Below are 25,652 nucleotides of genomic sequence, written 5' to 3'. Positions count from 1 at the left end.
AGTCAGTCCCTGAGACTCGAACGGCAGCGGTTTGATCCGTGACCCGCTTCAACCGGCGCGAAAAATCAGATACTCCTCCCAATCATCCTCGGCCACGCTGTTTTCACTGAGCATGCGTCCGGATTGGGAGATGCCGGCCTTGTGCACCGCTTCGGGGTCATTGCAGATCAGATGGTGCCAGGGCGGCAGGTCCTTGCCTTCGGCCACCAGGCGGTAACCGCAGGTGGGCGGCAACCAGCTGAACTGATCGGCCTGGGCCGGGGTGAGTTGGATGCAGTCGGCAACGAACTGGCGTCGATTGGCGTAGTCGGTGCAGCGGCAGGTCTTCAGATCCAGCAGCTTGCAGGCGATGCGCGTGTAATAGACGCTGCCGTCGTCCTCATCTTCCAGCTTCTGCAGGCAGCAAAGTCCGCAGCCATCGCAGAGCGATTCCCATTCTTCCTGATCGAGCTGATCGAGGGTCTTGCGCTTCCAGAAGGGTTCGACTTTGGCGGCCATGGCGTACGGGGGGTTATTTCGGGGGCGCGTAGTCTAGTCGGGTCCGGGGTGTCGGCCAAGCATAGCTGACCATTGGTTACAGCGCGGCGAACTCAGTAGCCTCGCTCGAAGCTGACTTGCCCCCTGAGCGGTTCCCCGGCGCGGTAGCGCCCCAGGTTGTCGACGAACAACCGTGCCATGGCGCTGGGCAGCGTTGGCGCCGAGCTGTGGCCCGTGACCAGCAGGTTGGGGGCGGTCCAGAACGGGTGCCAGGCGGGCAGCGGCTCTTCACGGCAGACATCGATCACGGCACCGGCCAGTTGCCCGGCCTGCAACGCCGCCACCAGGTCATGGTCCACCACTGCCACGCCGCGGCCGGCGTTGATGAACAGCGCGGTTGGGCGCATGCGCTCAAAAATCGCGGCATCGTAGATATCGCGGGTGGCCGGCGTGTCGGGCAGCAGGTTCACCACGCAGTCCGCCCACCCCACCTGTTCCGCCAGGGACTCCATGCCGAAGACCCGCTCGAAGGGCTCCAGTTGACGGGGCTCGCGGGCGATGCCGTGGAGTTCGACGCCGAAGGGTTCGAGGAAGCCCGCCACGCTCTGGCCGATATCACCACTGCCGACGATCAGCACCCGCTTCCCCACCAGACTGCTCGGCAGGCGATTATCCCAGCGCTTCTCGGCCTGGGCAGCAACCCGCGAGAGGGTTTGCCGCTGGTGTGCCAGCAGGTAAGTGAGTACGTACTCGGCCATGACCTGGCCGAAGATGCCGACTGCGCGGGTCAGTTGGTAGTCGTTGGGCAGGTCGGCCGCCAGCAGCGGCGTGATGCCGGCCCAGGTGGACTGCATCCACTCCGGCTTGCAGCCCTGGCGCAGCAGTTGCGCCAGCAAGTCCGGCTGGCCCAGCCAGATCGGGCATTCCCGCGCGGCCTCCAGCAGGCGCTCCGCCTCGCTGCCACCATGCAGCTGCAGGCCGGTTTCGCTTCGCAGCAGATCGGCGTAAAGCGCGAACTCCTCTTCGGCGATGAGGATTTTCATCAGAGGGGATCGTTCATCCGCAGCAGTTCTTCCGGCAGATGTTCGATGTATTCGTCCTGGACGGGCGGCATCTGCAGGTGGAACCCCTGCTTCTCGATGTTCTCCAGCACCTTGCCGATGTCTTCACGGGCCAGTTGGCGCTCAGGGGTGAGTACCAGGTCGAAGGCATGCTGCGGCGCACCGAAGGCGCTCAGCAGGGCTTCAGGCACACGGCTCAGGGCTTCGCGTTTGTCGACATAGAGGTACATCTCGTTCTTGCGCGGGCTTTTGAAGATGGAGCAGATACGTTTCATGGTCAGGCTCATGGGGCGAGCCGTGCCAGCGGGCACGGCGAAAGGGTTCATTGGCCGGCCGTGGCCAGGGTGTCCAGCAGGGCCTGGCCCATCAGCTCGCGGCGCCAGCCACGCAGCCCCTCGGGCAGGCTGTAGGGGCCGTCGGGGAAGCCGGTCTTGAGCAGGGCCTCCAGGTGCTTCTTGCGCAGCATCAATTCCGGTGCCATGCCCAGGCGTTCGGCTTCGGCCTGGCCAACGGCGCGCAGCTGTTTCAGCAGCGGCGAGGCTTCCGGCGGCAGCGGCTCAGGCAGCTTCTCGGGCCACTGCTCGGGCGGCGTTTCAGCGGCCTCGCGAATCAATTTAAGCAAGGTATTGCCGTCCTGGCGCACGGTACGCGGGTGCATGTCGTCGATTCGCGCCAGGGCCACGAGGTTGTCCGGCTGGAAGCGCGCCAGGGGCCAGAGGCTGTGCTCACGCAGGATGCGGTTGCGCGGGTGGTCACGCAGGCGCGCTTCGATCTCGCGCCAGGCGCAGAGTTCGCGCAGCACGGCGAGCTGGGCGCGAGTGAGTTTCCAGCCCAGCTTGGCCTCGCGGTAAAGCTCTTCGGGAATGACTTCGCGGCGCAGGTTGGCCACCAGCTCGGCGCCATCTTCCAGCACCCAGGCACGTTTCAGGTCGGTCAGGCGCGGCTCCAGGGCGGCGTAGAGCTCGGCCAGGTGCTGCACGTCTTCGGCGGCATAGCGCACTTGCATCTCGGTGAGCGGGCGCTGCAGCCAGTCGGAGCGGGTTTCGTCCTTGGGCAGCTCGATGCCGAGCACCGCCTGCACCAGGCGCGAATAGCCCATGGAATAGCCGATACCGAGATAACCGGCGGCCAGTTGGGTGTCCAGCAGCGGTTGCGGCAAGGCGCCGGTCAGGCGCATGAAGACTTCCAGGTCCTCGCTACAGGCATGCAGGACCTTGAGCACGGCGTGGTCTTCCAGCAGTTCGGCGAAGGGCGACCAGTCGCCGATCAGGAGCGGGTCGATCAGGTACGCTCGCTCACTGTCGCCGACCTGTACCAGGCCGGCCTTCGGGTAGAAGGTATCGACCCGCATGAACTCGGTGTCCAGGGCCACGAAGGGCAGACGCCGCCACTCGGCGCAGTGTTTGGCCAGCGAAGCGTCGTCGCGAATCCAGATAATGTCGATGGCCACAGGGCTCTCCTAGAATCAGTGGCGCGCAGTATATATCGCGCCGGGTCCTCGCTTCGCGCCTTGCATCGCTCCCGCCCCGTTGCGGCTGATTTGCGCGGGGCAGGCCAACGCCTAGGCCAGCTCGACACGCAGGCGTTGCAGCAGCGTTGCGGAACTGCGCTGCATGGGCAGGCGCAGCTCATCCACGATCAGCCCTTGCATGGCAAGCAGGCTTTTCACCGGGGCTGGATTGGGCTCGGCGAAGGCCAGGCGAATCAACGGCTGCAGTTTCTGGAAGATCACTCTGGCGGCTTCGAGTTCACCGTTGGCGATGCAATGGGCCATGCGCACGAACTCTTGCGGGTGGATATGAGCCGAAGCGGCAATCGCTCCATGACCGCCCATGCACAGGGTGTTGAAGATCTGCCCATCCTCCCCCGTCAGCACGTCCAGCTCGCCGTCAGCGATCAACGCCAGGGTGGTTTCCGGGTTGCCGCCGCAGTCCTTGATAGCCACCACTTTCGGGTGCCGGGCCAACTGCCGAAGGGTGTCCAGCTCCAGGCGCACGCCGGTGCGATAGGGAATGTCATAGAGGATTACCGGCACCGTCGAGGCTTCGGCAATGGCACCGAACCAGGCCAGCAGGCCGTCCTGGGACGGACGGATGTAGTAAGGCGCCGGCACCAGCACGCCGGCGATGGGACGGCGCTGCACCTCGCGTTGGAAGGCCAGCACTTCCGTCAGGTTGTTGCCTGCCACGCCCATCACCAGTTGGTCACCGGGCACCTCGTCAAGCAGCGCGTCCAGCACGGCCAGTTGCTCATCCTTGGACAGGGCCGCCGCCTCCCCCGTGGTGCCGCAGGCCACCAGGCCGGAAACGCCGGCGTCCAGCAGGTGCCGGGCCAGGCGGCGCAGGGCGGGAAAGTCGATGGAGCCTTCATTGAAGGGGGTTACCAGGGCAACCCAGATTCCAGAAAACACAGGCATTGCAGATCTCCTTTGGCTGACCGTCAGAGTCACCGTCGGAGGAATGCAGGGAGGGAGATTCGAGGAAGGATCGACCTACTTCGCGCCTACTGTCCTGTCAGCCCATCTGACGGGACAGCGCGCCCCGGTCAAATGAGCGACTGTTTCTTCGATTTGTCCGCGGCAACGCCAATAGCCGACACCTGGGCCGGGAGGTCCAGGGCAAGAACGGCGTTGGTGGCAATGGCGGGCATTGAAAGCTCGGTTGAATGCAGCGAAGGCACCGATACTGCGAAAGCCACCCGGCGCCTGTCAACTGCGGCCTGTCTAATGCCGCAACATTCAGCCCTGGCGCCGGGGGCGGACGACTGCTAAAAAGCCCGCGCGAAGAAGAACAAGGCTCCGACCACCCCCTCACCTGAATGGATACAAGAAGATGAAGAAGCTGCTGGGCATATTCGCCCTGCTGATCGTCGCGCTGACGGTCTATCTCGCCATCACGCCGTCTCCCATCGACCCGCTGGCCTGGGATGCACCGAAGGCGCCGGAAATGACCGGTGTGCTGGAGCCGAACGACACCCTGATGAAGGCCGAACTGGTCGCCCAGGGCCAGGTGCATGGCCCGGAAGACACTGCCGTCGACGGCCAGGGCCGCCTCTATGCCGGCCTGCATGACGGGCGCATCGTGCGCATCGCCGAGAATGGCCAGGTCGAGACCTTCGCCGAAACCGGCGGGCGGCCGCTGGGCATGGATTTCGACGCCACCGGCAACCTGATCGTCGGCGATGCCTACAAGGGCCTGCTGCGCATTGACCCGCAAGGAAAGATCACAGTGCTCGCCAGCGAGGCCGAGGGCGTGCCCTTCCGCTTTACCGACGACCTGGACATCGCCCAGGACGGCCGCATCTACTTCACTGACGCCTCGAGCAAGTTCCAGCAACCGGACTACCTGCTGGACCTGCTGGAAGCCCGCCCCCATGGCCGCCTGATGCGCTTCGACCCGGCCACCGGCAAGACCGAGGTGCTGCTCAAGGACCTCTACTTCGCCAACGGCGTGGCGCTGTCGGCCAACGAGGATTTCGTGCTGGTCAACGAGACCTACCGCTACCGCATCACCCGCTACTGGCTGAGCGGCGAGAAGGCCGGGGCCCACGACGTGTTCATCGACAACCTGCCGGGCCTGCCGGACAACCTGCAAGGTGACCACCAGGGCACCTTCTGGGTCGCACTGCCCTCCCCGCGCAAGGCCGATGCCGACTTCCTGCACACCCAGCCCTGGCTGAAGGCGCAGATCGCCAAGCTGCCGCGCATGTTCTGGCCCAAGCCGGTGCCCTACGGCCTGGTGCTGCAACTGAACGAGAAAGGCGAGATCGTCCACAGCCTGCACGACACCAGCGGCACCCACCTGCGCATGGTGACCTCGGTCAAGCCGGTGGGTGACTACCTCTACCTGGGCAGCCTGGACAATGACCGGATCGGGAAGTTGAAGTTTCGTTGAACACCGAGGCGAGCCTTGCACTGCTTGGCGAATGAAATGGCTATGTCGGCATTAATTGTTGCAAGCAGCTGCATTGCCCGTAGGAGCTGGCTTGCCAGCGAATGGCCCCGTTTCGCTGGCAAGCCAGCTCCTACAAGGTTCGCGCCGGGGGCGGGCATGAAGTCACCCCTCGCCCTTCAGGGAGAGGGGCCGGGGGAGAGGGCAGCCAGTCTCGGCTCCCATACCTCGGGGTTCGCTACGCTCAGCACCAACCTACGGCAGGACTGCGTCCTGCTTGGCGAATGAATTCGCCCCTACAAGGTTCGCGCCGGGGGCGGGCATGAAGTCGCCCCGACAGGATTCGTGGCGTCACCGGGCTCCCGCCCCAGCAACCCCTCCATCCGCGCGCGAGTCTCGGTCATCAGCTCACCGAGCCGCTCCGGGCCATACTGGCTGGCATCGATTGGCTCGCCCACATGCACGTCCACTTTTTGTCCGAGATTCAGGCGGAAGGTACGCGCCGGCAGCACGCGGTGGATGCCGCGGATGGACACGGGAATGATCACCGCGTCGGTATCCAGTGCCAGGTGGAAGCAGCCCTTCTTGAATTTCAACAGGCGACCATCAGCGGAGCGCGTGCCCTCTGGCGCGGCCCAGAGGACGATTCCGCTCTCCATCATGCGCCGGGCGGTGTCGAGGTCAGCCAGGGCCTGGCGGCGGTTGTGCCGGTCGATGGAAGGAAACTCCGCCGCACGCATGGCGGGGCCGAGGAAGGGGATGCGGAACAGCTCTTTCTTCGCCAGCATGCGGATCGAACCCGGCAGGGCGACGAAGCTGGCCGGAATGTCGTAGTGGCTGGAATGGCTGCAGAGAATCAGGTAACGGCGACCATCGTTGAAGTCGGGAATCGTCCCGTGCACCGACAGGTTCATACGTACCAGACGCAGCAGCAGGCGTGACATGGCGCGGGTATAGCGGTCCACGCAGGCGCGGTCGAGACGCCCCAGCGGCGCGCGCACCAGCACCAGACAGCAGTAGTAGAAAACCACCGACAAGGTCCCCAGGATCACGCCAAGACGGCGGACCAGCGAGGCACGTTCACTCAGTATTTGCAGGCTTGGCATCGAGCGCTCCCATCTTCTGCCCGCGCGACTTCATTCACGGGCGACTTTATGATGCCGATTGTCATCATTTCGACACACTTGGCCCACCAGCCTCCCGACCAAACGCATCCGCCACGGACCCAGCCCATGGACAAGAAAGACCTGCAGATCATCGCCCTCCTGCAGCAGGACGCCTCCATCTCACTCGCGGAACTGGCCGAGGCGGTAAACCTCTCTCCCACGCCCTGCTGGCGGCGCTTGCAGAAGCTGCGCGAGGACGGTGTGATCCAGAAGCAGGTGGCGCTTTGCGATGCTGAACGGCTCAAGCTCGGAGTCACCGTATTCGTCACCATCCGCACCAGCCGCCATAGCGACGACTGGACCCGCCAGTTCATCGAAGGCACCCGCGACATCCCCGAGATCGTCGAGATCTACCGCATGACCGGCGACGTGGACTATCTGCTGAAGATCGTGGTGCCCGACATCAAGGGCTATGACGCGGTGTACAAACGCCTGATCCGCGTTGCCGACCTGTCCGACGTCAGCTCCGGCTTCGCGATGGAAGTGATCAAGCACACCACGGCCCTGCCGCTCGGTCACCTGGAGCAAGCAGGCGACCCATGATTTCCGCACCACGACATCGAATAGAAAAATATTCCTACTTATCTCTAATTAAGTAGATTTTATTTCTACCTTAATGCCGATCCCAGCAAATCAAAGCAAAGAATTTCCCCGCGCCCATCGGTAATCTTTCCCCCACGCCAGTTGCCTCTCCTGACGGAAGGCACCGCCCCATCTCGTTAATCGGATTCAGAGGAAACACCCAGGTGGACGACCGCAAGCTGCATGTCGAAACGCTGCTGGCCCATGAAGGCCGCGAACGGGGCCGCGTCGGTGGCACCGTGAATACTCCGGTCTACCGCGCCTCCACGCTGCTCTTCCCTACCGTGGAAGCCCTGCACGCGCAAAATGGCACCCTCAATACCTATGGCCGCCACGGCAACCCCACCACCCGCTCCCTGGAGAGTGCCCTGGCCGAGCTGGAAGGTGCCTACGGCGCCATGCTCACCCCCAGCGGCCTGAGCGCCCTGACCACGGCCCTGCTGGCCACGCTCAAGCCTGGCGATCATCTGCTGATGACCGACTCGGTCTACGACCCGACCCGCGCCTTCTGCGACGAAACCCTGAAGCGTTTCGGCATCGAGACCACCTACTACGACCCGTTGATCGGCGGCGGCATCGTCGAACTGATGCGCCCCAACACCCGCGTGGTGTTCCTTGAGTCCCCGGGCTCGCTCACCTTCGAAGTGCAGGATGTGCCCAGCATCGCCGAAGTCGCCCATGCCCACGGTGCCCTGGTGATGCTCGACAACACCTGGGGCACGCCGGTGCATTTCGCCTCCTTCAAGCACGGCGTGGACATTTCCATACACGCCGCGACCAAGTACATCGTCGGTCACTCCGATGTGCTGATGGGCGTGATCATGACCACCGAAGCGCTGTTCCCACAGGTGCGTGGCTTCTACAAGCAGCTCGGCCTGTCAGTCAGTGCCGACGATGCCTACCTGGCCCTGCGCGGCCTGCGCACGCTTTCGACCCGCCTGGAGCGGCACCAGCGCAATGCAGAGCAGGTCGCCCAATGGCTGGCCGAGCAACCGGAAGTGGAACAGATCCTCTACCCCGCACTGCCCGGCGCCCCCGGCCATGAGTTGTGGAAGCGCGACTTCAGCGGCGCGTGCGGCCTATTTAGCGTGGTCCTCAAGGCAATGCCCGAGCAGGCTATCCGCGCCATGCTCGACAACATGCAACTGTTTGGCATGGGTTTCAGCTGGGGCGGTTTCGAAAGCCTGATCCTGCTGACCAACCCCAGCGCCCACCGCAGCGCCACCACCTGGAAGGCGAATGGCCCGCTGGTGCGCCTGCACATCGGCCTGGAGCATCCGGACGACCTGATCGCCGATCTCGACGCCGGCTTCCAGCGCCTGCGCAGCGCCTGCCGCTGACGCACGGGCGGCGCGGGCTCCGCGCCGCCGCCAATAACGCGCGACAGGCCATGCGGGCGTCCTTATGATGCTCGCCACAACAATGGTCACGACAAGGACCCCGCCATGTCGCTCGCGCAACTCATCAGCCCTGCCCAACTCAGTGCCCGCCAGGATGAACCGGGCCTGGTCATCCTTGACTGCCGTTTCTCCCTCGACGACTCGGTCTACGGACAGCGCAGCTACACCGAAAGCCACATTCCCAAGGCCCGCTTCGCCGACCTGGAGCGTGACCTCTCTGGCCCGGTGAGCAAGGGCGTGACCGGTCGCCATCCGCTGCCAGACGCTGCGGTACTCGCCGCGAGGCTGCGCGACTGGGGCGTCAATGCCGACAGCGCCATCGTGCTCTACGACGACGGCCCCGGCGCCTTTGCCGCCCGTGCCTGGTGGCTGCTGGCCTGGCTGGGCAAGCGCGATGGCGTATTCCTGCTGGATGGTGGCCTGAAGGCCTGGCGTGATGCCGGTCTGTCGCTGACTGCCGTGGAGCCGTCCGTGCAGCCGGGCAACTTTGCGGGCCAGCCCGACGACAGCCTGCTGATAGATGCCGACAGCCTCCAGCAACGCCTGGGCAATGTCAGCCTCACTCTGCTGGACGCCCGCGCCCTGCCGCGCTTCAAGGGCGAGGTGGAGCCCATCGACCCGGTAGCCGGCCATATCCCCGGCGCCCAATGCGCAGCCTTCACCGACAACCTCGGCGGCGATGGCCGCTTCCTTCCGGCCGAGGCGCTCAAGCAACGTTTCGCCGCGATGATCGGCGACCGCCCACTGGACGACCTGGTGGCCTACTGCGGTTCGGGCGTCACCGCCTGCCACAATCTTTTCGCCCTGAATCTTGCCGGTTACCCGCTGGCACAGCTCTACGCCGGCTCCTGGAGCGAGTGGATCACCAATCCCGCCCGCCCTATTGCCAAGGGCGAGTGAGACCGAAAAGCCAGCGGGCAATGGGCTTGGCGGCCTCGCCCTGCTGGCTGTTTTTTAATCACAGGCAGCTATATAGACAATAACCAGAAGCCTGAAACAGTTTAAAAACAGGCCTTTACAGCACAAATATCCCACTAGACTTCAAATCGAGCGGCTAACTCCGCTCCCGGTGGGGCCTTCCTTAGAACGATGAGAAGCTGCCAAAACGCCCCGGCCCCGCCGGCACCTTTCGCGAGGGCCATATGGGAATTGCCGCCTGCGATCTCCGCCAACATGTGATACGACCGACGCTGCTCTACCTGCAGCGCCCTTCCTCCACCGCCGAAAGCCTGCTGCTAGGCGCTGCCGCCTGCCAGTCCGCCCTCGGCGCGGCACTGGACGGAGGCACGGGGCGCGGCCTCTATTGCATCAGCGATGAGCGCCACCAGCAGCTCTGGGACCAGCACCTGGCCCGTGACCCGGACCTCGCCAGCCAGGTGCGCGGACTCGCCAGCCAGCACGCCTTCCTCGCTTCACCGCACCTGGAACTGACCGTCAACCTGCGCTACGCCACCGCCATCGCATGGATGCTGGTGGAGTCGAGCGTCCTGGTGCTCCCCGCCGCCGACGACCTGGTCGGCATGGCCATGATCTGGCGCCAGGTCTTCCAGCCCGATGGCAGCCCGCGGGACTTCATCGATGCCTGGCAACGTCATGTTGCCAATCTCAGCCAGGCTGCCTGATCACTGACCAACCAGTCAGGAACGAGCGTACAAGGCAATCTGCACGATCAGCGAAGATGCCATCGTTTTGCCTTTTGTTTGACAATCTTACAAGGATTTTCCTTACAGTCTTCCAGGCTGGAAAGCCCTTCTGAATCCTGTTAGCGTGCCGCCCTTTTGCACGATCGTTCAGGAGTTCACCGTGACCAGCAGAGTCCTCAAGACCGCCCTCGCCCTGGCCGTCAGCGCCGCTTCCAGCTACAGCCTGGCCGCTGGCTTCGCCCTCAACGAGCAAAGCGTCAGCGGCATGGGTACCGCCTTCGCCGGGCGCTCCTCCTCCGCCGATGACGCCACCACCGTTTATGGCAACCCCGCCGGCATGGCCCGTCTCAAGCGCGAGCAGGTCAGCGTCGGCGCCGCCGCGATCTTCGCCAAGACCGACATCGACGACGCCCGCAGCTCCTTCGGCGGCAGCAACGATGGCGACATGGTTCCCACCGTGGGCGTGCCGATGGGTTACTACGTCAAGCCGATCGATGACAAATGGGCCATCGGCTTCGGCATGTACGTGCCCTTCGGCCTGATCACCGATTACGAAACCGGCTTCGCCGGCCGTTACTACGGCGACAAGAGCGAAGTACGCGTAATCACCCTGCAGCCCACCATCAGCTACCGCATCAACGATCAGCTGTCCGTCGGCTTCGGCCCCACCATCAACCGCATCGACGGCGAACTGACTTCCGCCGTGCTCAACCCGCTGTCCATTGGCAGCAATGACGGCAAGGTGAAGGTCAAGGGCGACGACACCGCACTGGGCTTCAACGCCGGCGTGCTCTACGAACTGAACGCAAGCACCCGCTTCGGCCTGACCTACCACTCCAAGGTCGACTACAAGCTGCGCGGTGACACCACCATCTCCGGTAGCGGCCCCATCCTGGGCAGCTCCGCTGGCAAGTACGACGCTTCGCTGGAGCTGGAAACCCCAGAGTCCGTCGACTTCTCCATCACCCACGACCTGAACGACACCTGGACCCTCTTCGCCGGCAGCACCTGGACCCGCTGGAGCCGCCTGGAAGAGATCAAGGTGGAAAACAAGGGGGTTGGCGGCGTGCTCGGCCCATTCCTCGGCACCATCACCGAAGAACAGGACTGGCGCGACACCTGGTCCTATGCCGTCGGCGCCGCCTACAAGCTGAACCCGCAATGGACCCTGCGCGCCGGTCTGGCCTACGACCAGTCCCCAGCCCGCAACGAGCTGCGCTCGCCGCGCATCCCCACCGACGATCGCAAGATCTTCAGCCTGGGTGCCGCCTGGAGCCCCAACGACGATGTGACCGTCGACGTGGCCTACTCCTACCTGAAGGAAGACGACGCCAAGATCGATCAGACCAGCCCGATCAAGGGTTCATACAGCGCCACCTACAAGAACAGCGCCCATGGCCTGGGTGCGCAGCTGACCTATCGCTTCTGATCAGTCAGCGGCAAAAAAGAAAGCCCGGACAAGTCCGGGCTTTCTTCTATCTGTCATTCAGGGTTGGCTGGCCAGCGCCTGCTCCACGGCCTTCAGCAAATCCGGGTCATCCGGCTTGGTGAGGCTGGAAAAGTGGGCGATTACCTTGCCTTGGCGGTCCACCACGTACTTGTAGAAATTCCAGCGCGGCGCCTGCCCGGACTGGGCGATCAATTCCTTGTAGAGCGGCGTCGCCTCGTCGCCGGTCACGTGCTGTGGCTGCGTCATGGCGAAGGTCACGCCGTAGTTCACGTAGCAGACCTTGGCGGTTTCCTCAGTGCTGGCAGCTTCCTGTTTGAAGTCGTCCGAGGGCACGCCCAACACCTCCAGCCCCTGATCCTTGTAGCGCTTGTAGAGCGCCTCCAGGCCCTTGAACTGCGGAGTGAATCCACAATGGCTGGCGGTATTGACGATCACCAGGGGCTTGCCGGCGAAACGCTGGCAAAGGTCAAGCGTGTTCTTGGAGCGCAATTGCGGCAATTCATGCTGCAGCAACGAGGGACACTCGGCGGCCATGGCCTGGCCGCCGAACAGGGTGAGCAGTAGCAGAGGTAGGGCGGACAAAGCTTTCATGGTGGCCTCCGGCACGATCGGGCGATCTGTCTACGCTACTGCCAAGCGACCGGCCTAGCAATTGAATCCCAACTGCATCAAGGCCAGTCCACCCTGCTGCCAGCCCCACCAGACAAGGGCCAGCAGCAGGCCCAGCACCAGTGCTCCCAACGCCCAGCCCAGACGCTGGCTCATACGGCCCCGGCGGGCTGCAGACGCGCCACCGGTTGCTCCCGCACCGGCCAGTTCAGCACGGCGGCGAGCAGACTGAGGAAGATGGAAATCTGCCATACCAGTTCGTAACTGCCCGTGTGGTCATAAAGGTAGCCACCCAGCCAACCACCGAGGAAGGCGCCCAACTGGTGGAACAGGAAAACGATACCACCGAGCATGGACAGATTGCGCACGCCGAACAGGGTTGCGACGGTGCCGTTGGTCAGGGGCACGGTGGACAACCACAGCAGCCCCATGGCCATACCGAAGGCATAGGCACTCCAAATGGTCAGCGGCGAATAGACAAAGGCGACGATGACCACGCCGCGCAGCAGATAAAGTGCGGTCAACAGCCTGGGCTTGGCATGGCGGCCGCCCAGCCAGCCGGCGATGTAGGTGCCGAAAACGTTGAACAACCCCACCAGCGCCAGCACCGTGGTACCCACCGCAGCCGGCAGGTGCTGATCCACCAGGTAGGCCGGCAGATGCACGCCGATGAACACCACCTGGAAGCCACAGACGAAGAACCCCAGCGCCAGCAGCCAGAAGCCTGAGTGACCTGCCGCCTCACGCAGGGCATCGCCAAGGCTTTGTTCATGCGCCTGGGGCGGCGGCGGATTATCCTTGAGCAACCCCACCAGCGGCACGATCAGCGCAACCAGTAGACCCAGCGCCAGCAGTGCCGACGACCAGCCGAGCCAGCCGATCAGCCCGAGGGTGCCGGGAAGCATGGCGAACTGGCCGAAAGAGCCGGCGGCTGCGGCGATCCCCATGGCCATGCTGCGTTTTTCCATCGGCACAGCGCGGCCCACCACGCCGAGAATCACCGAGAAGGAGGTGCCCGACAGCCCGATGCCGATCAGCAGGCCGGCACTGAAGGACAGTGACAATGCCGAATCGGAGAACCCCATCAGCACCAGGCCAATGGCATACAGGACGCCACCGACGACCACGGTCTTTGCCGCGCCGAAGCGGTCGGCCAGAGCGCCGGTGAACGGTTGCGCCAGACCCCAGATGAGGTTCTGCAGGGCGATAGCGAACGCGAACACTTCCCTGCCCCAACCGAACTCGCTGCTCATGGGGGCCAGGAACAGGCCGAATCCGTGGCGAATGCCTAACGACAAGGCCAAGATCAGCGACGCCCCAAGGAGAACCCAGCCACTCGTACGCCATACCGATGTCATAGAAAAATCCTTTACGGGTAGATACCCGTTTTCCAGCGAAAATATCAGGCGATATGTTCCAGATCGTCCAGCAGCGCCATCAGTGCTGCCCGCTTCTCCGGCCCCATGCGTTGTCCCATGTCCTGTTGCGCACGCTCCCAGGCCCGCAAAGCCTGGTCGAGGCTGTTGCGGCCAGCCGGCGTCAGCGATACCAGCCGATTGCGCTGGTCCTCGCCGCCCTCCAGCAACACCAGCCCCTTGGCCTCCAGCACCTTGAGGTTGCGCCCCAGGGTGCTGCGGTCCAGCCCCATGGCTTCGGCCAGGCTGGTGATACTCGGCTGGTCGAGCCGCGCCAGGTTCTTCAACAGCGAGTACTGGGCGACATTCACCCCGACGCCGGCGAGGGCATCGTCATAGAGCCGGGTCACGTTACGGGTGGCGCGGCGCAGCTTGGTACAGAGGCATTGAGTCGGCAACATGGAGTACGTGTATATACCCGCATTCAAGGGAGCGTCAATCGAAATCCCCTGGGTACCGACGTGAGGTGGGACCGATCGCTAGAAAATCGGGATACGTCCTATACGGTGCTTCCCACAGAATCGAGCTTTTCCATAGACACGAGGAAGGCCATGGAAAGGCTCGAATTTGCCAGAAAACTCAGGACGCAGCAGACCGATGCCGAGAGCCTACTCTGGCGCCATCTGCGCAATCGCCAGTTATCGGGATTGAAGTTTCGACGACAGCAGCCCTTGGGGCCCTACTTCGCCGACTTCTTTTGCCATGAACACAAGCTCATCATCGAACTCGACGGCGGCCAACACCTGGAGAGCTCTGTCGACACCAGACGCGATGCCTGGCTTGCAGCAAGCGGGTTTCGCGTTTTGCGTTTCTGGAACCACGACGTGCTGCAACAGACGGACACAGTGCTGGAAGCAATCTGGTTTGCGGCTCAGGTGGCAGCGGCTCCTGCCAAGCCGCCCTCACCCCCGGCCCCTCTCCCAGAGGTAGAGGGGTGACACGGCTGAAACTACAGAGCGACAGGAAACTCACAGACGGCCTGTGAGCGCGATCAGTTCCCCTCTCTCTCAGGGAGAGGGGCTAGGGGTGAGGGGTGAGGGCGGGTCAGACGAGCACCGCAACCGCCACCAACACCACCACCTCCACCACTTCCACCAAAGCGCCCGCCGTATCCCCCGTCGTCCCACCCAGCCGCTGCATGAGCCGCCAGCGTATCCAGGCAAAGGCCACCAGTGCGACCGCCAGCGAAATCCAGGCGACCCAACCGAACACCGCCAGCACCGCCGCCTGAATCGCCAGCCACACCGGCATTTCCCGGCGCGGCAGGTGCTCTGCCAGCGCCTGGCCCAGCCCGCCGGCACGCACGTAGGGGGTGGTGAGGAAGAGCAAGGGCAGCAGCCCCCGTGCCAGCCAGGGCGTCAGCAGCAGCGGCAGGAGCTGACCCGCCTCGAGCAGCGCTACCAGCGCTGCGAATTTCAGCAACAGCAGCAGCACCAGCACCACCACGGCAATGGGTCCGCTGCGTGGGTCTTTCATGATCTCCAGGGTACGCTCGCGGTCCCCGTAGCCACCGACCCAGGCATCCGCCGTGTCGGCCAGGCCGTCCAGGTGCAGGCCGCCGGAGAGGCCCACCCAGAGGGCCAGCAGCAGTGCCGCCTGCAGCAACGCCGGGCGCCCCTCCAGGAGAAAGGCCGCGCCCAGCACCAGCAGGCCGAGCAACAACCCGACCATGGGATACCAGAGCAGCGACTGGCCCATCTGCCGGGGCTCGGGCATGCCCGGCAGACGCACCGGCAGGCGGGTGAGAAATTGCAGGGCGATCAGCAAGGGCGTCATGGCCGCTCCCGCAGACCGAGCTCATCGAAATCCAAGCGGAACAGCTCGCCATGGGCCACGTCCACCTGCATCAACTGGGCGCGCGGCAGCTGGCGGGCGCGAGCGGCCAGGAGGCGGATCACCCCGCCGTGGGTGACCAGCAGCACCCGCTGGCCGGCGTAACGCTGGTGCAGGCGCTCGGCAGCGACGAGCACCCGCGCCTCGAAGTCCAGCAGGGTTTCGCCTTCGGGCGGCGTGAAGCCGTAGGGATCGTTCCAGAACTTGCCCAGGCCTTCGGCATGGGTCTCCATCAACTCGGCGGCGCTACGCCCTTCCCACTGGCCGAAATGCAGTTCGCGCAAGTCCGCCTCGAACTGCAAAGGCAGCGCAAACCGCTCGGAGAGCTCGCGGGCGAAGGCCACGCAGCGTTGCAGCGGCGAGCTCACCAGCTGGTCCCAGGGTCCAGCACCGTCGATTCCTGCGCGCATCTGCGCCCAGCCAGCGTCGGTCAGAAGATCGTCCAGGCTGCCGCGAAAGCCGCCGCCGCGCTCGGTTTCGCCATGACGCAAAAGGTCGAGCTTCATGCGGGTCGGTCCGATACCGAAGCCTCGGCAAACGTGGCCATTCCGTCATGCAGATCGCACGCCAGGCGCAGCAACGGCAGGGCGATCGCCGCGCCGCTGCCTTCACCCAAGCGCAGCCCCAGGTCCAGCAGCGGCTGGGCTTCCAGCGCATCGAGTACGGCGATGTGGCCGGGCTCGGCGGAGCGGTGGGAGAACAACAGCCATTCGCGGCACGCGGGGTTCAGGCGTACGGCACTGAGCGCGGCCACGCTGCAGATGAAACCATCCACCAGTGCCGGCAGGCCCTGCTGGGCGCACGCGAGATAGGCGCCAGCCAGCGCCACCACTTCGAAGCCGCCAAGTCGACGCAGGGTTTCCTGCGGGCTGTCGCAGTGATCGCGGTGCAGGGCCAGGGCGTGCTCGATTACCTGGATCTTGTGCGCCACACCCTTGCCATCCAGTCCAGTACCAGGCCCCGCCAGCGCGGAGGCCGGCAGGCCCAACAAGGCACACGCCAAGACACTGGCAGTGGTCGTATTGCCGATGCCCATTTCGCCGCCGACATACAGGTCGGCGCCCGCTTCCAGGGCGCGCTCCACGCTGGCATGGCCGGCCTGCAGGGCGATCAGGCACTGGGCGGCGGTCATCGCCGGCTCTCGGGCGAAGTTCGCGGTGCCGGCTCCGACCTGCAAATGCAGCACGCCTGGCAGCGGCTCCAATGGCACGGCGGTGCCCAGATCCACCAGCTCCAGGGTGGCGCCGAGGCTCTTCGCCAGCACGCTGATGGCGGCCCCACCGCGGACGAAGTTGCGCAGCATCTCGCCGGTCACCGCCTGCGGGTAGGCAGATACGCCCTCCTCCACCACGCCATGGTCGCCGGCGAACACCGCGAACCAGGGGCGGTCGATGCACGGCCGCTCACGGCCCTGCTGGGAGGCAAGGGTAATGGCCAGGTCTTCCAGTTGGCCGAGCGCGCCACGCGGTTTGGTCAGTTGGTCCTGGCGGGCCTGGGCCTTGGCGCGGGCTACCGGGTCGAGCGGCTGGCAGGGTTTCAACCACCAATCGAGCGTCATAAGGGCTCTCCCTTCAGAATCATGGGCAGGCCAGCGACGGTGAAGATCACCCGTTCGCTGCGTTCGGCCAGGGCCTGGTGCAGCCAGCCGGCTTCGTCGACATAGCGACGGGTCAGCTCGCCCAGGGGCACGACGCCCAGACCGGTTTCATTACTCACCAGCAGCACGCGGCCCGGCAGCTCGGTGATGCAACCGAGCAGCGCTTCGCGCTCAGCATCGAGCCGCGCCGGATCGTCCAGCATCAGCAGGTTGGTCAGCCAGAGGGTCAGGCAATCCACCAGCAGGCAGGTGTCGGCAGCGGCGCTCTCGCGCAGTACGCGGGCCAGCCCCAGCGGCTCTTCCACCAGACCCCACTGGTCCGGGCGGCGGGCGCGGTGATGGGCGACCCGCGCGCTCATCTCACCGTCCAGCGGCTGGCTGGTGGCGACGTAGATGACCTTGAGACCGCTTTCAGCGGCGAGCTTCTCCGCCAGCCGGCTCTTGCCGGAGCGGGCACCGCCGAGGATGAGTTCAGGCATCGGTAAACCTCGTTGTTCGTGGGGCGTTCTGCCGTGGTTCGAGTGCATGCCCGTAGGAGCCAGCTCGCTGGCGAACCTTCGGCACACCCTTCGCCAGCAAGCTGGCTCCTACAGGGACAGCCCGCACAGTAACTGCAGCCTCCGCGTATCCAGGTGCTGCTCCACTTGGTCCGCCAGGCGCTCGATATCGCGTTCTCGCAGGGCGTGGTAGTCGACACGTTGCACCTCGGCGAGACCCGCCCAGCGCAGGATGGCGGCGCACGCCTCGGAGGATTCGAACAGGCCGTGCAGGTAGGTGCCCATGACCTGGCCATCGGCGCTATGGGCGCCATCGGTGCGGCCATCTTCCAGCGCGACGGCAGGACATTCCAGGCCCGCACCGGTGGTCACGCCAGCATGGATTTCGTAACCGCTTACCACTGCACCGTCCAATTGCAGACGGCCGCTGACATTACGTAGTTGCTTCTCGGGCTCAAGCACGGTGTCGATGTCCAGCAGGCCAAGGCCAGCGCTCTCCCCGGCGGGACCTTCCAGGCCGTGCGGATCGGCGATGGTGCGACCGAGCATCTGGTAGCCACCACAGATGCCCAGCACCTTGCCGCCGTAGCGCAGATGACGCTGCAGCGCCTGGTCCCAGCCGTGTTCACGCAGGCGCGCAAGGTCGGCGCGCACGCTCTTGGAGCCGGGCAGGATGATCAGGTCCGACGGCGGAATGGGTTGGCCCGGGCCGACGAAACTGAGTTGTACCTGCGGGTGCAGGCGCAGCGGGTCGAAGTCGGTGTGGTTGCTGATGCGCGGCAACACCGGCACCGCTACCCGCAGCAGTTCTCCGGCCTTGACTGCCTGGCGCTGGTCGATGGCGTCCTCGGCCTCCAGATGAAAGTCAGTGAGGTAGGGCAGCACGCCGAGCACCGGCTTGCCGGTGCGTTGCTCCAGCCAGTCGAGGCCCGGCTCAAGCAGGGCGATATCGCCCCGAAAACGGTTGATGACGAAGCCCTTCACCCGCGCCTGTTCACTGGGTGAGAGCAGCGCCAGGGTGCCCACCAGATGGGCGAAAACGCCGCCCCGATCGATATCGGCCACCAGGATCACCGGACAGTCCACTGCCTCGGCAAAGCCCATGTTGGCGATGTCGTTGGCGCGCAGGTTGATCTCTGCCGGGGAGCCGGCGCCCTCCACGAGCACCACCGGATACTGGCTGCCAAGGCGCTGGTGGGATTCCAGCACCGCGGCCATCGCGACCTTCTTGTAGTCGTGGTAGGCGGCGGCATTCATGCTGGTAACGGCGCGGCCATGGATGATCACCTGAGCGCCGATATCAGTGTTGGGCTTGAGCAGGACCGGGTTCATGTCGGTATGGGGTGCCAGGCCACATGCCTGAGCCTGCACGGCCTGGGCGCGGCCGATCTCGCCGCCATCGGCAGTCACCGCGCTGTTCAGGGCCATGTTCTGAGGTTTGAACGGCACCACCGCCACGCCCTGGCGCCTGAGCCAGCGGCAAATCGCCGTCACCAGAGTGCTCTTGCCGGCGTCGGAAGTGGTGCCCTGCACCATCAGGGTGGTCATGGTCGCTCCTTGGAATAGTCGATCAGTGCCCGCCGCAGTCGTTCCCAACCCACCTCGTCTGGCGGCAAGCCGAAGCGCAGGCTGGCCGGCGCGCTGAATAGCCGAGTGAGAATGCCGCGGGCGGCGAGAAATTCGTACAGGGCCGTTGCGTCATCACGGATCAGTCGCTGGAACAGTGCCGTGCCACCGGATGGCGGCAATCCGCAGTCGCTCAGCAGAGCGACCAGGCGCTGACCATCCCGCAGCAGCGATTGCCGCTGGCGAGCCTGCCCCGCTTCGTCCTGTAGCAACGCTTTGGCCAGGGCGCGTGCCGGGCCGCTCACCGCCCAGGGGCCGAGCCACTCGGAAAGACGATCCAGCAGTTGAGGCGCAGCCAGGACAAAGCCCAGACGGATGCCCGCCAGGCCGAAGAACTTGCCGAAGGAGCGCAGCACCACCAGCCCTGGCAAGGGGCAATGACGCGCCAGGCTTTGCTCCGGGGTGCAGTCCATGAAGGCTTCGTCCACCAGCAACCAACCACCTCGCTCTGCCAGACGCGCACGCCAGGCCAGCAGGGTGTGTGGCGCCAGTCGTTCTCCGGTGGGGTTGTTCGGGTTGACCACCAGCAGCACGTCGAATCGTTCCAGCTCGCGCTCGGCAGTGTCGGCGTCCAGTTCTTCCAGCTCATGGCCTTCGCGGCGCCAGGCGTGGGCGTGCTCGGCGTAGCAAGGCGAGATCACCCCGACCCGGCTGCGCTTGCGAAGTCGCGGCAGGGCCTGGATCGCCGCCTGGGAACCGGCAACGGGCAGCAGCGACTCGCAGCCGTAGTGGCGCCGGGCCGCGTGTTCCAGGCCGTCGTCCAGCTCGGGCAGGCGCACCCAGGCTGCCGCCGGGATAGCCGGCAATTCCCAGCCATAGGGCGCGATGCCAGTGGACAGGTCGAGCCAGTCGGCTTCGGCGATACCGTAACGCCGCGCGGCCGCACGCAGCCGTCCGCCATGTTCAAGCAAGGAGCCAGCCTCCGATGATCAGCGCCGCGAGCCAGAGCATCACGCCCTGGCGCACCAGGTCCATCGCACGACTGATGTCCTCAGCGCGAGCGGCCGGACCTTCGCCCAGTACCGGGCGTTCATGCAGTTCGCCGTGGTAGACCGCCGGGCCACCGAGGGCCACGCCCAGGGCGCCCGCACCAGCGGCCATCACCGGCCCGGCGTTGGGGCTGTCCCACTGGGGTGCTTGGCGGCGCCAGCAACGCAGGGCCAGGCCGGTTTTGCCGAGCACGGCGTAGGTCAGGGCCACCAGCCGGGCCGGGATGTAGTTGAGGACGTCGTCGATTCGCGCAGCGGCCCAGCCAAAGCGCTCGAAGCGCTCGTTGCGGTAACCCCACATGGCGTCCAGCGTGTTGGAAAGGCGGTATAGCACCACCCCGGGCGCACCCGCCACGGCGAACCAGAACAACGCAGCGAACACGGCGTCACTGCCGTTCTCCAGCACCGATTCGGTAGCGGCGCGGGCCACGGCCGCTTCGTCCAGCTCGCGGGTTTCGCGACTGACCATGTAGCCGACGCGCTTGCGTGCTTCCGGCAAGTCCCCCGCTTGCAGTGCGTTGGCCACCGGCTCTGCGTGCTCGTTGAGGCTGCGCAGGCCAATGGCGGCGTAGAGCGCAATGACGCCCACCAGCCAACCGATATAGGGCAGTTCCGAAAGCAGCCAGGCAGCGAAGGTCAGCGGCAGCACGGCGAGTACCCAGGCACTCACGCCATGGCTGCGCCAGCCACTGCCACCCGTGTTGAAGCGTTGCTCCAGGCGGTTGGCGAACCTGCCGAAAGCCACCAGCGGGTGCCAGCGCTTTGGCTCGCCGAACAGGGCATCCAGCGCCACGGCGCCGAGGGTGAGGAAACCCAGGCTCATGGGCGCTCCCCCCATTGGTTCTCGAACACCAGCTCGGCCAGCGGACGCGGCTGGGCCCAGCCTTCCAGCGCCAACATCGGCGCCGGGTAAAATTCGGTGACCGGCCCCAGGCAGAGCACCGCCATGGGTTTGCTGCCTGCAGGCATGCCGAGCAGGTCAGCCAGGGCAGCGGGATCGAACAGCGATACCCAGCCCATTCCCAGACCTTCTGCCCGGGCGGCCAGCCAGAGGTTCTGGATGGCGCAGGAGAGCGAGGCCAGGTCCATTTCCGGCAGGGTGCGGCGGCCAAACACATGGGCTTCACGGCCGTCCATCAAGGCAGCCACCAGCAGTTCGGCACAATCGCGGATGCCTTCTACCTTGAGTTTCATGAACTCGTCGGAGCGTTCACCCAGGGCTTCGGCGGTGCTTACCCGTTCGGCGTCCACCAGCGCGTGAATACCATCGCGCAGCCCTTGCGAGGTGATGCGGATAAAGCGCCAGGGCTGCATCAGCCCGACACTGGGCGCATGGTGCGCCGCCTCCAGCAGTCGAGCCAGCACCTCGGGCGCAACCTCACCGCCGCTGAAGTGGCGCATGTCGCGGCGTTCGGCAATTGCGCGGTAGACCGCTGCCCGTTCGTCAGGGCTGAAGGCATGCTCGCTCATGGTCGGAACAGCTCCACGGCCGCCCGTGGATTGGACGGCAGGTAGAAGTGAATGTAGGAGGCGGTCAGCCGGCCACTGCGGAACACTGCTTCGGCCACCGGTTTGTCGTTCGGGCACAGGCCACGCACCAGGGGTTCCTGCGGCGAATCCAGCAACGAATGGTGGAAGGTGTGGCCGCGCAGGCTGCCTTCCGGCAGTGGCGCTTCCTGAAGGGCCAGGGCCGCCAGGCGCTTCTGCAGGGTGGCGCGACCGGGCAACAGGCCGACCAGTTCAGCGGACTCGCCAGCCACGTCGGTCAGGGCTTCCAGCAGGTAGAGCATGCCGCCGCACTCGGCGAGGATCGGCCTGCCCGCTTCATGGTGGGCGCGGATGGCCTCGGCCATGGCGCGGTTGCCTTCCAGTTGGCGCAGGTGCAACTCGGGGTAGCCACCCGGCAGGTAGAGACTGTCCACCTCGGGCAGGTGCTCGTCCGCCAGCGGCGAGAAGAACACCAGCTCGGCCCCCACGCGCTGCAGCAGGTCCAGGTTGGCCTGATAGAGAAAGGCGAAGGAGGTATCCCGCGCCACGCCGATGCGCACACCGACAAGGCCGTCGCCCAGCGCCTGTGGCTCGGGGGCGCTGAAGTTCACCGCCGGGGGCAAGGCCACTTCCGCGCTGGCCGCCAGGGCGTCGGCGGCGGCGTCGAGGCGCGCATCCAGGTCGGCCAGTTCCTCGGCCTGCACCAACCCCAGGTGGCGGCTGGGCAACTCCACATCGGCGTTGCGCGGCAGGGAGCCGTACCAGCGTATCCAGTCCGGCAGGCTGTTGCGGATAAGGTCACTGTGGCGCTGGCTGCCAACCCGGTTGCCGAGCACGCCGGCAAAGGGCAGGCCGGGCTGGTAAGTGGCCAGCCCCACGGCAAGGGCACCGAACGTCTGGGCCATGGCGGCGCCATTGATCACACCCAGCACCGGCACGCCAAAGTGACGCGCCAGATCGGCCGCCGAGGGCGAGCCGTCGAACAGCCCCATCACACCCTCGATCAGGATCAGGTCGGCCTCCCCCGCGGCTTCCCAGAGCAAGCGGCGACTTTCCGCCTCGCCCACCATCCACAGGTCCAACTGATAGACCGGTGCGTCCGACGCGCGAGCGAGGATCATCGGGTCCAGAAAGTCCGGCCCGCACTTGAACACCCGCACCCGCTTGCCTTGTCGAGTGTGCAGGCGTGCGAGCGCGGCGGTGACGGTGGTCTTGCCCTGGCCGGACGCGGGCGCGGCGATCAGCAGGGCGGGACATTGTCTCCCCTCTCCCTCTGGGAGCGGGGTGAAGGATTTCCCGTCAGGCATGGGTGGTCCTCTCCCCGGTCCTCTCCCTGAAGGGAGAGGGGGTAAAAGCAGCGACGGTGCCCGACATCAGAACTCCACGCCCTTCTGGGCCTTTACGCCGGCCTTGAAGGCGTGTTTGACCAGGGTCATTTCGGTAACGGTATCTGCAGCGTCTACCAGCCCCTGGGGAGCGCCGCGACCGGTCGCGACCACGTGCTGGTGTTCGGGACGGGACTCGATGTCGCGCAGCACCTCGTTCAGTTCCAGGTAGCCGTGCTTGAGGGCGATGTTCAGCTCGTCCAGTACCACCAGCCCCACCTGCGGGTCGTCCAGCAGGCTGCGGGCAACGGTCCATGCGGCACGGGCCTTCTCGATATCGCGCTGGCGGTCCTGGGTGTCCCAGGTGTAGCCCTCGCCCATTACGTGGTAGCGGACCTCTTCGGGGAAGCGGCGGAAGAAGTTCTCTTCACCGGTGGACATACCGCCCTTGATGAACTGCACCACCCCCACCTTGAGGCCGTGCCCCAGGGCGCGGGCGACCATGCCAAAGGCCGAGCTGCTCTTGCCCTTGCCGTTGCCGGTGTGCACCAACAACAGGCCATATTCGTCCTGGGCCTGGGCGATCTTCTCGTCGACGACGGCCTTCTTGCGTTGCATGCGGGCCTTGTGGCGGGCATCGCGGTCGGTGGATTCGGTCATCAGATGTTCCTCGTCACAGAGCTTGGTAACGGACGGTGAAAAACACTGCCTGCCCCGGCTGGTTGAAGTCCAGCGCAGTTTCGTAATCAGCGTTCAGCAGGTTGGTCACCTTCGCCTGCAGGCGCCATTCCTCGGTCAGCCAGTATTCGCCACGCAGGTCGACGGTGGCGTAACCGGCCAGGCGATCGTCGTTTTCCACGTCATCGAAACGCCGCCCTTCTGCGTGCAGGGTCGCGCCGAGGCCGAAGCGTCCGATACGGCGATCCAGATCCAGGTTGAAGACCTCACGGGCGCGGCGCGGCAGTTCATTGCCGTGATTGGCGTCATGGGCGCGGTTCTCGGTGTCGAGAAGGGTCGCGTTGGCCTGCCAGTCCCAGCCCAGCCAATGGCTGCCCAGCACCAGCTCGACTCCATCAATGCGCGCCTTACCGATATTGTTGGGGCTGCCGTACAACCCCAGCCCGGAGTTCGCGTCATGCACGATCAGGTCATCGACATTGGTGCGGAAGGCGTTGGCGGACCAGCGTCCCCAGTCGTGTTCGCCGGTCACGCCAACCTCGAAGGTCTCGGAGGTTTCCGCGTCCAGATTCGGGTTGCCGTAGTCGGGGAAGTACAGCTCGTTGAAGCTCGGCGCCTTGAAGGCGGTGCCGTAGCTCAGACTCAAGCGCACCGCGTCGGTCAAGGCGTAGCCCCAGGCGGCGCTACCGGTGTCGTGAGTACCGAACTGCTCGTTGTCGTCGCGGCGCAGCGCCAACTGCCAGTCCTGGCGACCATGCTCGCCCAGGTACTGGGCGAACCAGCCCTTGTTCAACCGCGAATCCTTGGCGAACGTCGTGGAACCGCTGACTTCGTCCTGCTGCCAGTCATAGCCCAGGGTCAGCACATGGCCTTCGGCCAGGGTCAGGTCGTTCAGCCAGGACGCCGAGTTGCGCTGGGAGTCGAATTGCGATGAGAACAGACCGCCGGTTTCCTCGCGGGACAGGTCTTCGCTCCGGCCCGCCTGCAGGGTCACATCCCAAGGCTCCAGCGGGCTGAAGCGTGCGCGGCCGCCAATGAGCCGCTGTTCGTTGTCGGCATTGGCGTTCCAGCCGCCGCCTACGCTGTAAGGGCTCACCAGGTCGTAGTCGTTGTGGGCCTTGGTGCGCATCAGGGTGCCGTCGAGTTCCAGGCCATTGTCGAAGCGATAGCCGCCTCTCAGGCTGCCGGACAGATTGCGATAACCATCGGCGTCGGGTTCGTGATAGCTGCTGCGCGCATTGAGCGCGTCGATGCCGTCGGTGTCCTGGCTGCTAACGCCGAGGCTGTACCAGGCTTTGTCATCGCCACCGGAAACGCCGGCGCTGCCTTCATAGCTGTCGTGAGTGCCGTAGCCAGCGGAGAACCAAGGTTTGGCCCCTTCCTTGCCACCTTTGCGGGTGAAGATCTGGATCACGCCGCCAATGGCTTCGGAGCCATAAAGACTGGAGCGCGGCCCACGGACGACTTCGATGCGCTCGATCAGCTCGACAGGCAGGTCCTGGAAGGCCGTCAGCCCGGCGCTCACCGAGCCAACCTTGACGCCATCGATCAGCACCAACACGTGATCGGACTCTGTGCCGCGCATGAACAGCGTGGTGTTCTTGCCCGGCCCGCCGTTGTTGCTGAGGGTGACGCCCGGCACCTTTCGCAGCAGGTCGGGCACGGACTTTGCCTGGCTGCGCTCGATCTCTTCGCGGTCGATCACGGTGGTGGCAGCAAGACTGGCGCGCACCGGCTGCTCGCTGCGGATAGCGGTGACGACCTGCTCATCCAGCGTCAGGGGCGCTGCGGCCAGAAAAGGGGAAATGGACGTGCCGCCGAGCAGCGCAAGCGCCGCCGGCCTGATGAAAGGCTTGCGAATCAAGGTTGGATCTCCGTCGTGCCACCCGCGCGACATCTGTAGGGGGTACTGCATGCGGAAGGCTC

Annotated in this window: 27 protein-coding genes; 7 read left to right on the top strand and 20 right to left on the bottom strand. The window is 65.2% G+C overall.

Features of this window, described 5'->3' with window-relative positions:
* Positions 1-48: 48 nt before the first annotated feature.
* The 5 genes from AAHM40_RS09400 to dapA form a co-directional block, all read right to left on the bottom strand.
* Positions 49-498, bottom strand: coding sequence for a YcgN family cysteine cluster protein (locus AAHM40_RS09400; RefSeq protein WP_342244390.1), 450 nt, complete (start codon positions 496-498; stop codon positions 49-51).
* 92 nt (positions 499-590) lie between these two features.
* Complete coding sequence (locus AAHM40_RS09395) at positions 591-1,520, bottom strand: D-2-hydroxyacid dehydrogenase (protein WP_342244389.1); 930 nt, start codon at positions 1,518-1,520, stop codon at positions 591-593.
* Positions 1,520-1,813, bottom strand: coding sequence for a YcgL domain-containing protein (locus tag AAHM40_RS09390; protein WP_342244388.1), 294 nt, complete (start codon positions 1,811-1,813; stop codon positions 1,520-1,522). The genes AAHM40_RS09395 and AAHM40_RS09390 overlap by 1 nt, the downstream gene beginning before the upstream one ends.
* A gap of 47 nt (positions 1,814-1,860) precedes the next feature.
* Positions 1,861-2,988 carry a ribonuclease D gene (rnd, locus tag AAHM40_RS09385; protein WP_342244387.1) on the bottom strand — a complete coding sequence of 376 codons (1,128 nt, stop codon included), beginning with the start codon at positions 2,986-2,988 and terminating at the stop codon, positions 1,861-1,863.
* 111 nt (positions 2,989-3,099) lie between these two features.
* Positions 3,100-3,954, bottom strand: coding sequence for a 4-hydroxy-tetrahydrodipicolinate synthase (gene dapA, locus AAHM40_RS09380; RefSeq protein WP_342244386.1), 855 nt, complete (start codon positions 3,952-3,954; stop codon positions 3,100-3,102).
* Between the two features lie 415 nt (positions 3,955-4,369).
* On the opposite strand from dapA, the gene AAHM40_RS09375 reads away from it, so the two are divergent.
* On the top strand, positions 4,370-5,431 hold the full coding sequence (locus AAHM40_RS09375) for an SMP-30/gluconolactonase/LRE family protein (protein WP_342244385.1): 1,062 nt from the start codon (positions 4,370-4,372) through the stop codon (positions 5,429-5,431).
* 293 nt (positions 5,432-5,724) lie between these two features.
* Here the strand turns inward: AAHM40_RS09375 and AAHM40_RS09370 are convergent, their stop codons facing one another.
* A complete protein-coding gene (locus AAHM40_RS09370; protein ID WP_342244384.1) occupies positions 5,725-6,534 on the bottom strand; it encodes a lysophospholipid acyltransferase family protein in 810 nt (269 codons plus the stop codon).
* Between the two features lie 126 nt (positions 6,535-6,660).
* Between AAHM40_RS09370 and AAHM40_RS09365 the strand changes: the two genes are divergently transcribed.
* The 5 genes from AAHM40_RS09365 (at position 6,661) to AAHM40_RS09345 (ending at position 11,648) form a co-directional block, all read left to right on the top strand.
* Positions 6,661-7,137: an Lrp/AsnC family transcriptional regulator gene (locus AAHM40_RS09365; protein ID WP_028628994.1), complete on the top strand. Its 477-nt coding sequence runs from the start codon at positions 6,661-6,663 to the stop codon at positions 7,135-7,137.
* Between the two features lie 203 nt (positions 7,138-7,340).
* Entirely contained in the window at positions 7,341-8,516 is a 1,176-nt protein-coding gene (gene metC, locus AAHM40_RS09360; protein ID WP_342244383.1) for a cystathionine beta-lyase, read from the top strand.
* 105 nt (positions 8,517-8,621) lie between these two features.
* Complete coding sequence (locus AAHM40_RS09355) at positions 8,622-9,476, top strand: sulfurtransferase (protein ID WP_342244382.1); 855 nt, start codon at positions 8,622-8,624, stop codon at positions 9,474-9,476.
* A gap of 242 nt (positions 9,477-9,718) precedes the next feature.
* Positions 9,719-10,198, top strand: coding sequence for a hypothetical protein (locus AAHM40_RS09350; RefSeq protein WP_342244381.1), 480 nt, complete (start codon positions 9,719-9,721; stop codon positions 10,196-10,198).
* Positions 10,199-10,379: 181 nt separating this feature from the next.
* Positions 10,380-11,648 (top strand): OmpP1/FadL family transporter, encoded by a 1,269-nt coding sequence (locus AAHM40_RS09345; protein WP_342244380.1) that lies wholly within the window; start codon positions 10,380-10,382, stop codon positions 11,646-11,648.
* Between the two features lie 57 nt (positions 11,649-11,705).
* Here AAHM40_RS09345 and AAHM40_RS09340 read toward each other — a convergent pair whose 3' ends face one another.
* The 3 genes from AAHM40_RS09340 to AAHM40_RS09330 all read right to left on the bottom strand — a co-directional run bounded on the left by AAHM40_RS09340 (position 11,706) and on the right by AAHM40_RS09330 (position 14,094).
* Entirely contained in the window at positions 11,706-12,260 is a 555-nt protein-coding gene (locus AAHM40_RS09340) for a glutathione peroxidase (RefSeq protein ID WP_342244379.1), read from the bottom strand.
* 170 nt (positions 12,261-12,430) lie between these two features.
* Positions 12,431-13,636, bottom strand: coding sequence for an MFS transporter (locus tag AAHM40_RS09335; RefSeq protein ID WP_342244378.1), 1,206 nt, complete (start codon positions 13,634-13,636; stop codon positions 12,431-12,433).
* Positions 13,637-13,680: 44 nt separating this feature from the next.
* Positions 13,681-14,094 carry a MarR family winged helix-turn-helix transcriptional regulator gene (locus AAHM40_RS09330; RefSeq protein WP_342244377.1) on the bottom strand — a complete coding sequence of 138 codons (414 nt, stop codon included), beginning with the start codon at positions 14,092-14,094 and terminating at the stop codon, positions 13,681-13,683.
* 150 nt (positions 14,095-14,244) lie between these two features.
* Here AAHM40_RS09330 and AAHM40_RS09325 point away from each other — a divergent pair, with 150 nt between their 5' ends.
* The gene (locus AAHM40_RS09325) at positions 14,245-14,631 is read left to right on the top strand and encodes an endonuclease domain-containing protein (RefSeq protein ID WP_342244376.1); all 387 of its coding nucleotides are present in this window, start codon (positions 14,245-14,247) and stop codon (positions 14,629-14,631) included.
* 106 nt (positions 14,632-14,737) lie between these two features.
* Here the strand turns inward: AAHM40_RS09325 and AAHM40_RS09320 are convergent, their stop codons facing one another.
* The 11 genes from AAHM40_RS09320 to btuB all read right to left on the bottom strand — a co-directional run bounded on the left by AAHM40_RS09320 (position 14,738) and on the right by btuB (position 25,623).
* Entirely contained in the window at positions 14,738-15,469 is a 732-nt protein-coding gene (locus AAHM40_RS09320; protein WP_342244375.1) for an adenosylcobinamide-GDP ribazoletransferase, read from the bottom strand.
* Complete coding sequence (gene cobC, locus AAHM40_RS09315) at positions 15,466-16,032, bottom strand: alpha-ribazole phosphatase family protein (RefSeq protein ID WP_342244374.1); 567 nt, start codon at positions 16,030-16,032, stop codon at positions 15,466-15,468. Before cobC ends, AAHM40_RS09320 begins: the two co-directional genes overlap by 4 nt.
* Positions 16,029-17,084 carry a nicotinate-nucleotide--dimethylbenzimidazole phosphoribosyltransferase gene (cobT, locus tag AAHM40_RS09310; protein WP_342244373.1) on the bottom strand — a complete coding sequence of 352 codons (1,056 nt, stop codon included), beginning with the start codon at positions 17,082-17,084 and terminating at the stop codon, positions 16,029-16,031. The genes cobC and cobT overlap by 4 nt, the downstream gene beginning before the upstream one ends.
* On the bottom strand, positions 17,081-17,602 hold the full coding sequence (gene cobU, locus AAHM40_RS09305; RefSeq protein WP_342244372.1) for a bifunctional adenosylcobinamide kinase/adenosylcobinamide-phosphate guanylyltransferase: 522 nt from the start codon (positions 17,600-17,602) through the stop codon (positions 17,081-17,083). Before cobU ends, cobT begins: the two co-directional genes overlap by 4 nt.
* Positions 17,603-17,710: 108 nt before the next feature.
* On the bottom strand, positions 17,711-19,168 hold the full coding sequence (locus tag AAHM40_RS09300; RefSeq protein WP_342244371.1) for a cobyric acid synthase: 1,458 nt from the start codon (positions 19,166-19,168) through the stop codon (positions 17,711-17,713).
* Positions 19,165-20,157, bottom strand: a complete 993-nt coding sequence (cobD, locus tag AAHM40_RS09295; protein ID WP_342244370.1) for a threonine-phosphate decarboxylase CobD — start codon at positions 20,155-20,157, stop codon at positions 19,165-19,167. The genes AAHM40_RS09300 and cobD overlap by 4 nt, the downstream gene beginning before the upstream one ends.
* Positions 20,150-21,058 carry an adenosylcobinamide-phosphate synthase CbiB gene (gene cbiB, locus AAHM40_RS09290; RefSeq protein WP_342244369.1) on the bottom strand — a complete coding sequence of 303 codons (909 nt, stop codon included), beginning with the start codon at positions 21,056-21,058 and terminating at the stop codon, positions 20,150-20,152. Before cbiB ends, cobD begins: the two co-directional genes overlap by 8 nt.
* Complete coding sequence (gene bluB, locus AAHM40_RS09285) at positions 21,055-21,705, bottom strand: 5,6-dimethylbenzimidazole synthase (protein WP_342244368.1); 651 nt, start codon at positions 21,703-21,705, stop codon at positions 21,055-21,057. The genes cbiB and bluB overlap by 4 nt, the downstream gene beginning before the upstream one ends.
* Entirely contained in the window at positions 21,702-23,030 is a 1,329-nt protein-coding gene (locus AAHM40_RS09280) for a cobyrinate a,c-diamide synthase (RefSeq protein WP_342244367.1), read from the bottom strand. The genes bluB and AAHM40_RS09280 overlap by 4 nt, the downstream gene beginning before the upstream one ends.
* Positions 23,031-23,096: 66 nt before the next feature.
* The gene (cobO, locus tag AAHM40_RS09275; protein WP_342244366.1) at positions 23,097-23,708 is read right to left on the bottom strand and encodes a cob(I)yrinic acid a,c-diamide adenosyltransferase; all 612 of its coding nucleotides are present in this window, start codon (positions 23,706-23,708) and stop codon (positions 23,097-23,099) included.
* A 13-nt stretch (positions 23,709-23,721) separates the two neighbouring features.
* Positions 23,722-25,623 carry a TonB-dependent vitamin B12 receptor gene (gene btuB / locus AAHM40_RS09270; RefSeq protein ID WP_446731555.1) on the bottom strand — a complete coding sequence of 634 codons (1,902 nt, stop codon included), beginning with the start codon at positions 25,621-25,623 and terminating at the stop codon, positions 23,722-23,724.
* Positions 25,624-25,652 lie beyond the last annotated feature (29 nt).

This window comes from Pseudomonas sp. OTU5201, from assembly GCF_038440135.1.
Taxonomy (GTDB): domain Bacteria; phylum Pseudomonadota; class Gammaproteobacteria; order Pseudomonadales; family Pseudomonadaceae; genus Metapseudomonas; species Metapseudomonas resinovorans.
The sequence above is the reverse complement of the archived record's forward strand: the minus strand, read 5'-3'. Positions and strand labels throughout refer to the sequence as shown.